The sequence below is a fragment of the Micromonospora sp. LOL_015 genome, from assembly GCF_048060275.1.
Classification (GTDB): Bacteria; Actinomycetota; Actinomycetes; order Mycobacteriales; family Micromonosporaceae; genus Micromonospora_E.
In genome coordinates, this window is record NZ_JBHMIO010000050.1 from 23,274 (window position 1) to 30,275 (window position 7,002).

The window sequence follows — 7,002 nt, forward strand, 5'->3', positions numbered from 1 at the left end:
AACAGTAGCGAAAAGTGTTCATGTAATTACTTTGCGTACCTGATATCTGCTGTTCAGCAACCTCTCAGGCTGCCCCGCTAGCATCGTCGACAGCCCCGGTTCCAAAATAGACATGCCTGATCATGTTGTGCGGCAACGATCGGCGCGCCCGGGGGCCGCGCCGGCATACCGCCAGGGAGAGATGGCCACGTGGTCTTCAAACGGATGCTCCGAGCCTTCGGAGTCGGTGGACCGACTGTCGACACCGTCCTGTCCAACGCCAGCACCCGCCCCGGCCTGACCCTGGCCGGCCAGGTCGACATCACCGGCGGCGACCACGAGGTGGAGATCGACCAAATCACCGTCGCGCTGGTCACCCGGGTCGAAATGGAGACCGACGACGAGGAGTACGACGGTACGGTCGAGTTCCATCGGGTTCCGGTCTGCGGCGAGCTGCGCCTTGCCGCCGGGCAGCAGTTGTCGCTGCCGTTCGAGATCGACGTGCCGTGGGAGACGCCGGTCACCGACATGTACGGTCAGCGGCTGCCTGGCATGACCATGGGCTTGCGTACCAAGATCTGGGTCCGCGGTGCCATCGACCCGGGTGACCTCGACGACGTGCACGTCTATCCGCTGCCGGTGCAGGAGCGGATCCTGGAGGCGTTCGCCGCGCTCGGGCTGCCGTTCACCGGTGCCGACCTGGAGCACGGCCAGCTTGCCGGCCTGCCCCAGACCATGCCGTTCTATCAGGAGATCGAGTACGCGTCGGCACCGCAGTACCCGGGGGTAAGCCAGGTCGAGCTGACGTTCGTCGCCGACCCGCACGGGGTGACCGTGGTCCTGGAGTTCGACAAGAAGTCCGGGCTGTTCACCCCCGGTCATGACGCGTACGGCCACTACCGGGTCGAGCACGCGGCCGCCGAGAGCATCGACTGGATCAGCCTGGTCGACTCCTGGCTGCGGCAGTCGATGGAGCAGCGACACGCGCTGCTCGGCGGCTACGGGGGTGGTCACGGTCATGGCGGGTACCACGGTGGACACGAGGACGGTGGCTCTGGGATGGGTGGCGTGCTCGCCGGTGCGGCCGGCGGCGCCCTCGCCGGTTTCGCCGCCGGCATGGTCGCCGAGGAGATCTTCGACGTCATCGGCGACGGCGACGAGGAAGAGTTCGAGGAAGAAGAGGCCGAGGAGTAGCCGCTGCCCGCGCTTCGGGCACAGCACTCCAGGACGCAGCACCGCAGATAGCCGGAGTCGACAGGCCCTGCCCGCCGTGGGCCGGGTCACACCACCATCGAGCACAAGGAGAACAAACAGGATGCCGGTCACCGCTGACCTGACCACGCTGGTCGACAAGGCCTACCAGGACAAGTCCCTGGCCGAGATCGTCGCCGCGCCGGTCGCCGCGCTGAAGGGCGTCAGTGAGAGCGACGCCAAGCTGCTCAAGGACGCTTTCGGCATCGTCACCGTCGGCGACCTCGGGCGGAACCCGTACTTCCGGACCGCGCAGGCGCTGGTGAATCTCGGCGGCGAGTAGCCGGAGCGGGCAGCCTCGGCCGAGCCTCCAGCGGCAGGCCTTGCTGGAGCCAGTCTGGACAGTGTCCCGGCGGGGCGGCGGGAATCTTCCCGCCGCCCCGCCGGATTGTTTCGTGAAGATGACGCATCCTCTTGACCTGGGTTGTGTGAGCGCCAACGCGATCTGCATCGAAGATGATGACTGCGAAGGGTGTCGGTCATGAGGCGATCGCGATCCACGGTCAACTGGCTGGCGGCGACAACCGCCGCCCTGGTGACTGCGGCCACCACCACCGCCGTGGTCGCCGCCGCCCGGCTGCTGTCGCGGCGGCGGTCCCCGCCCGCCGTCCAGTTCACCAACCCGATCGTCGAACAGCGGGCCGACCCGCACGTGCACCGGCACACCGACGGCTACTACTACTTCGTCGCCACCGTCCCCGAGTACGACCGGATCGTCATGCGCCGGGCCACCACCCTGCAGGGCCTGCCGCCCACGACCAGCCGGACCGCTACCTGCGGCAATGGGAGTACCGGGTCCGCCTTGAGGCGAATGTCGCCAATTTGGCCGACTCGCAGTTCCGGGTCGTCCCCGGGCTGGCCAACTCGGCCGGCATCTCGCTGGAGTCGACCAACTTCCCCGGCTACTACCTGCGGCACCGCAACCACCAGATCTGGGTGGAGGCCAACGACGGGTCCAACCTGTTCCGGCAGGACGCCACCTTCATGGCGCGCGCCGGGCTGGCCGACGCCGGCAAACTGTCGCTGGAGTCGGTCAACTTCCCCGGTCAGTACGTGCGGCACCGCGACGGCCTGCTCTACCTGGAAGCCGTACCGGACGCCGCCGGCCGCGCCTCGGCCACCTTCACCGTCAGCTGACCCGACCGCCAACACCCGGCACCGTAGGACAGCGCGCCACCAGCTGGGCGTACGGTGCGGGGGTGGCACAAGCGGAGATCTACGTCAGCACGGACGTCGAGGCGGACGGGCCAATCCCCGGCCCGCACTCGATGTTGAGCTTCGCCTCGGCGGCGTACACGGCCGGCAAGGAGCTGGTCGGCACGTTCAGCGCCAACCTGGTCACGCTGCCCGGTGCCAGCGGCGCGCCGCAGACCATGGCGTGGTGGGAGACACAGCCGGAGGCGTGGGCGGCGTGCCGGGCAGACCAGGAGGAGCCGGCGGCGGCGATGGCCCGGTACACGGAGTGGCTGGCTCAGCTGCCGGGGCGGCCGGTGTTCATCGGCTATCCGGCCGCGTACGACTTCATGTTCGTCTACTGGTACCTGATCCGCTTCACCGGATCGAGCCCGTTCTCCCATTCGGCGCTGGACATCAAGACGTACGCCATGGCGCTGCTGGGCACCGGCTACCGGACGACGTCGAAGCGGACCATGCCCCGCGAGTGGTTCGGCGAGCACGACCATGAGCATGTCGCTTTGGACGACGCGATCGAGCAGGGTGCCCTGTTCTGCGCCATGCTCGCCGCCAACCCGGCGACCCGCTGACGCGGCAACCCGCTTCTGCACTGATGTGAGGCTGAGATACCTATCGCCGCCAAGATAGGGTGTCTCAGCCTCACATCGTGTGCCGGCGATACCGTTACACCCGCGCGACGCGCCAAGAAGGTGACGCGATGCGACAAGCTGTCTGGGTGCTCGACGTCGACGGAGTCGTCAACGTGACCCGCCCCGGCTGGGGCGCGGCACCGTGCAACGGCACCGCACATGTCGGCGCGGTGGAGTATCGGCTGCGGTGGGCACCGGCGCTCATCGACCGGATCCGGGCGATGCACCGGGCCGGCGCGGTCGAGATCCGCTGGTGCAGCACCTGGTGCGTCGAGGCGGACCAGGTGGAACGTCTCTTCGGCCTGCCTCGACTCGGACGCAGCTGGACCCACGAGATGTCCACGTCGACCGCTGCGGGGGCGAAGCTTGGCGCCGCACGTGAGGTCGTCGCGCAGGGACGGCCGCTGATCTGGACCGACGACGCCGAGACGCCGACCAGTGGCCCCGTGTACGAAGAACTCACCGCCAGCGGGCGGGCGCTCCTGATCGCTCCGCTGCCGAATCGTGGACTTCAGCCAGCGCACCTGGATCAGATCGAAGCCTTCGTTGCGAGCGCTGCCGCCAGTGCTGAGGTGGACGAAACTGCTGCCCTGCATACAGCGCGGCGGCTACTCGGTGAGCCCGCAGAGTCATCCGCCGACCTGATCGGCTGACCTGTCCCTACCGCCCATCGACGTCGACGATTCCGCTCCAGTCGCGGCTGATCGACATCAGCTCGTCGACGTCGGCAGCTGAGTGCCGCCGGCCGTGGCGCGGAAGCCGACGCTCGAACGGTACGGGGATGGGGGTGTCCGGCTCCGCGGGGATCAGATCGCCGAGAGCGTCGGGCAGCGAGCTCAGCAAGTCGGCGACCGCCTGTTCGACGGTGTCCTGGGTGAGCACGCCGGTGGGGCGACCGCCGACGGTGACCGTCAGGCCGAGGCGGAGCGCCACAGCGATTGCTGTCGCCGGCGACGGTGGGTGGGTGCTGTCCGGTGGACCCGTTGTCCGGCCGAGCCACAACCGCCACGGGTCGATCGACTCGGCAGCGATCGCCTCGGCTTCCAGGGCGTACCGCTGGTCGGCCGGCAGGTCGGGCCGCCACTGCCTGGGGAGTTGCAGCCAGGGGGCGAGAACCGGCTCGTCCGGGGCCTCCGGGTCGTAGAGGTGGGCGACGCCGGCCGCTGCCGCCAGATCGCCGAGCAGTCCGGCCAGGTCGAGGCACCAGTATCGACCGCAGCCGGTCGGCATCGGGGTGACCGTGCCGGGCACCACGCTGGCCGAGACGACCGCACCGGTGTCGACGTTGGCGACCGTGAGCACCAACTGGGCGCGCCGTGCTCCGTCGCCGGCCGAGCCCGGCCCGGTGTGTCGCTCGGTCAGCGGTAGCCGGACGGGGTGGCGGTCGCGGTGTAGCTGCTCTGCCAGCGGCGCAGCGCGTCCTTGATCCGGTCGTTCTGTTCGTACGTGCGGTCGAGCTCGGCGTAGAGGACACCGAGGTCGTAGGCGACCCGTTCGAGGAACGCGGCGACGTCGGCCGGGTCGAGGCCACGTCCGTGGGCGCGTCGGCTGGCGGTGCGGAAGTGCTGGCTGCGGACCTGCCAGGGCCGGATCGGCCGGTACGCGGTCGGCCGCTGGTTGCGGCCATTCGCGGGTACGCGGTACACGCCGCTGCCGTTCGGCCAGTCACGCGGTGGCAGGGTTACCGACCGCCGCCGTTGCCAGCGGACCCGCCACCGTCGCCACAGTTCTCGCATCGCGCTTTCCTCCCCTTGGGTGTCGGGTGTGTGGAAGGGGTGGCCCGGCAGCTTTGCCGAACCGGCCGGGCCACCCCGCCCCAATCGCCGCAGCCCTCCTTGGCAGTACGGCAACCAGGGCAGTCTTCGATTCACGGCGGATCGATCGGATAGGGGCCCGGGGCGCGTGCGTACTCCATTTCGGTGTTACTTGCGGGAACGCGGTGTCGGCCGCGTCGTGGCCACGGACCAGCACCGGAGCGGCCATGGCACGGGGGTTCCTGGCTGTTCCGGTGTTGACGGACGTGGCCGTGAAATGGTTTTCTCGCACGCGCCCCGGGGGCTCGGTCCTCCGTGTATCTTGCTTTCTCAACTTCCTACCCCTCTACCCTGGACTATCCACCCCATGCAATGGAAGATGTGGGAGTCGGAGGGTTCTCGGAGAGATCCTACGAATCTGATAAGGGGGCCGATAATGATCGACTTGCAGGAGGCCATCCGCAAGGAGCGGACCGCGCGAGGGCTGTCGCAGGAGCAGCTCGGCGCGCTGGTCGGGGTGAGTGGGTCGTCGATCGGCAGCTACGAGGCGGGGCGGCTCATCCCGGTGCCGGCGATCGCCAAGGCACTCGACGGCGTCTTCGAGACCGGCGACCGGATCCAGCGGCTGGCGGCCCAGGCGCGCGGGCAGTCGATCGCCCCGTTCCTGCGCTCGTGGGCTGAGAACGAGGCGCAGGCGAGCATCCTGCGCTACTTCGAACTCTCCGTCGTCCCGGGGCTGCTGCAGACCGAGGCGTACGCCCGACAGCTGCTTACCGACGTCGGCCCGGTCGACGATGTCGAGACGTCACTGGCCAACCGACTGGCCCGGCAGGAGATCATCACCCGGGCAGACAATCCGGCGCACTTCGTCGCGGTGCTGGACCGGTCGGTGCTGCACCGACAGGTCGGCTCGCCGGACGTGATGGTGGAGCAGTTGACCGCGCTCGCAGCCGCCTGCGACCGGCCCAACGTGCGGGTGCACGTCGTGCCGGCCACCGCCGGGGCCTACGCCGGGCTCAACGGTCCGTTCGTGCTCGGCACGGTGCACGACCGGAGGGTGGGCTACCTGGACACCCACTTCGGCGGCGAGCCCATCGACGACCCGCAACGGGTGCGTCGGCTCGAACAGGTGTGGGAAGATGTCCGCAGCTACGCCCTGCCCATCGCGGAGTCCCGCGAGATGATCGAGAAAGCGGCGCTGACATGGAGCTGACCGGCACCCCTCGTTTCCGCAAGTCGACCCGGTCCAACGGTGCCGGTGGTGCGTGTGTCGAGGTTGCCGACAACCTGCCCGGCGCGGTGCTGGTGCGGGACAGCAAGGACCAGGCCGGCCCGGTGCTCACCTTCGCCCCCGCCGCCTGGTCCACCTTCGTCACCCACCTCCCCACCCACCCCTGACCTCAGTTCCGCGGCTCGGCAACTGGCTGACGATGGCGTGACCGGATCTGAGGAGGCGATGTGGCTCCGGCGGTTCGGTTTCTGCTGATCACGACGGTGCAGATCGTTGTCGTCGTGGTCGCGTTCGCCTTCGTGATGACACTGCTGTTCGACCGGGCGGGCTGGTGGGAGTTTGGTTGGCTCGTTGACCTGCTGCCGCTGCTCACCACGATCGTCGTCATCAACTGTGTCGTACAACTGGCGCGGCTGCGCCGACAGGCCGCACGGACCCGGCTATAGGCGTGACGTCGAGTCCTGAGTTCAACCAGGACACGGGACGGGCGACGACCGCTACCCGCAGCGGGCCGGTCTTCGACACCGATCCTGGCCGTCCGGCGCACGTGCTGCCGGCGTTCGAGGACCATCAGCGGTCGACCGGAGACCAAGGGAACATCGTCGACCTGATCGGGCTGTTCCCGGGCGAGGCCGACATTGAGCTTGTGGCCACGCGGTCACGTGATCTCGTCCGGCCGGCGGACCTGTGATGATGTGGTCGCCTGGGGCGGCCAGCTCAGCCTCGACACCGACTCGACCGTTTCCGTGGTTTCCGTGGCAGCGCCTGTTGACTCGCTGCCAGGCTTGGCCGGGGCGCGGTAAAGAGCCTCCGCGTCACGCATCAGCAGGTCTTTGACATCCTCGCCGCCCTAATCGGCGGCGATTCCAGCCACGCCGCGCGTGACACGCGCAGTGTTCTGGCGGGTTACCGTTTCACCGCGCGGTGCCGGGACGGGTCCCGGTCCTACCCGCGCTCCACGGTC

Annotated in this window: 11 protein-coding genes; 9 read left to right on the forward strand and 2 right to left on the reverse strand. The window is 68.8% G+C overall.

The genetic code is table 11. The features are described 5' to 3' along the window. Nucleotides 1-189 precede the first annotated feature (189 nt). The 5 genes from ACFHWU_RS25300 to ACFHWU_RS25320 all read left to right on the forward strand — a co-directional run bounded on the left by ACFHWU_RS25300 (nt 190) and on the right by ACFHWU_RS25320 (nt 3,706). Nucleotides 190-1,173, forward strand: a complete 984-nt coding sequence (locus tag ACFHWU_RS25300; RefSeq protein ID WP_416569397.1) for a sporulation protein — start codon at nt 190-192, stop codon at nt 1,171-1,173. A 121-nt stretch (nt 1,174-1,294) separates the two neighbouring features. Next, on the forward strand, nt 1,295-1,513 hold the full coding sequence (locus tag ACFHWU_RS25305; RefSeq protein WP_123605794.1) for a hypothetical protein: 219 nt from the start codon (nt 1,295-1,297) through the stop codon (nt 1,511-1,513). 176 nt (nt 1,514-1,689) lie between these two features. Next, complete coding sequence (locus ACFHWU_RS25310; RefSeq protein ID WP_416591798.1) at nt 1,690-2,367, forward strand: AbfB domain-containing protein; 678 nt, start codon at nt 1,690-1,692, stop codon at nt 2,365-2,367. Between the two features lie 62 nt (nt 2,368-2,429). Next, the gene (locus ACFHWU_RS25315; RefSeq protein ID WP_281553018.1) at nt 2,430-2,993 is read left to right on the forward strand and encodes an exonuclease; all 564 of its coding nucleotides are present in this window, start codon (nt 2,430-2,432) and stop codon (nt 2,991-2,993) included. Nucleotides 2,994-3,121: 128 nt separating this feature from the next. After that, a complete protein-coding gene (locus tag ACFHWU_RS25320) occupies nt 3,122-3,706 on the forward strand; it encodes a hypothetical protein (RefSeq protein ID WP_416551831.1) in 585 nt (194 codons plus the stop codon). A gap of 7 nt (nt 3,707-3,713) precedes the next feature. On the opposite strand, the gene ACFHWU_RS25325 is transcribed toward ACFHWU_RS25320, so the two are convergent. Further along, complete coding sequence (locus tag ACFHWU_RS25325; RefSeq protein WP_416569399.1) at nt 3,714-4,358, reverse strand: hypothetical protein; 645 nt, start codon at nt 4,356-4,358, stop codon at nt 3,714-3,716. A 53-nt stretch (nt 4,359-4,411) separates the two neighbouring features. Next, nucleotides 4,412-4,789 (reverse strand): DivIVA domain-containing protein, encoded by a 378-nt coding sequence (locus ACFHWU_RS25330; protein WP_416591797.1) that lies wholly within the window; start codon nt 4,787-4,789, stop codon nt 4,412-4,414. A gap of 454 nt (nt 4,790-5,243) precedes the next feature. Between ACFHWU_RS25330 and ACFHWU_RS25335 the strand changes: the two genes are divergently transcribed. From ACFHWU_RS25335 to ACFHWU_RS25350, 4 genes are read left to right on the forward strand one after another with little or no spacing between them, the layout of a single operon-like run. Beyond that, the gene (locus ACFHWU_RS25335; protein WP_416569400.1) at nt 5,244-6,020 is read left to right on the forward strand and encodes a helix-turn-helix domain-containing protein; all 777 of its coding nucleotides are present in this window, start codon (nt 5,244-5,246) and stop codon (nt 6,018-6,020) included. Beyond that, nucleotides 6,011-6,205: a DUF397 domain-containing protein gene (locus ACFHWU_RS25340; RefSeq protein ID WP_416551827.1), complete on the forward strand. Its 195-nt coding sequence runs from the start codon at nt 6,011-6,013 to the stop codon at nt 6,203-6,205. Before ACFHWU_RS25335 ends, ACFHWU_RS25340 begins: the two co-directional genes overlap by 10 nt. Before the next feature lie 60 nt (nt 6,206-6,265). Next, the gene (locus ACFHWU_RS25345; protein ID WP_416551826.1) at nt 6,266-6,484 is read left to right on the forward strand and encodes a hypothetical protein; all 219 of its coding nucleotides are present in this window, start codon (nt 6,266-6,268) and stop codon (nt 6,482-6,484) included. 2 nt (nt 6,485-6,486) lie between these two features. Continuing rightward, nucleotides 6,487-6,729 (forward strand): type II toxin-antitoxin system Phd/YefM family antitoxin, encoded by a 243-nt coding sequence (locus tag ACFHWU_RS25350; RefSeq protein ID WP_416551825.1) that lies wholly within the window; start codon nt 6,487-6,489, stop codon nt 6,727-6,729. Nucleotides 6,730-7,002 lie beyond the last annotated feature (273 nt).

Bases quoted from the DNA above. Each gene is read 5' to 3' on its own strand.
- ACFHWU_RS25305 (WP_123605794.1), top strand. From the start codon at position 1,295: ATGCCGGTCACCGCTGACCTGACCACGCTGGTCGACAAGGCCTACCAG.
- ACFHWU_RS25310 (WP_416591798.1), top strand. From the start codon at position 1,690: ATGACTGCGAAGGGTGTCGGTCATGAGGCGATCGCGATCCACGGTCAA.
- ACFHWU_RS25320 (WP_416551831.1), top strand. From the start codon at position 3,122: ATGCGACAAGCTGTCTGGGTGCTCGACGTCGACGGAGTCGTCAACGTG.
- ACFHWU_RS25330 (WP_416591797.1), bottom strand. From the start codon at position 4,789: ATGCGAGAACTGTGGCGACGGTGGCGGGTCCGCTGGCAACGGCGGCGG.
- ACFHWU_RS25335 (WP_416569400.1), top strand. From the start codon at position 5,244: ATGATCGACTTGCAGGAGGCCATCCGCAAGGAGCGGACCGCGCGAGGG.
- ACFHWU_RS25340 (WP_416551827.1), top strand. From the start codon at position 6,011: ATGGAGCTGACCGGCACCCCTCGTTTCCGCAAGTCGACCCGGTCCAAC.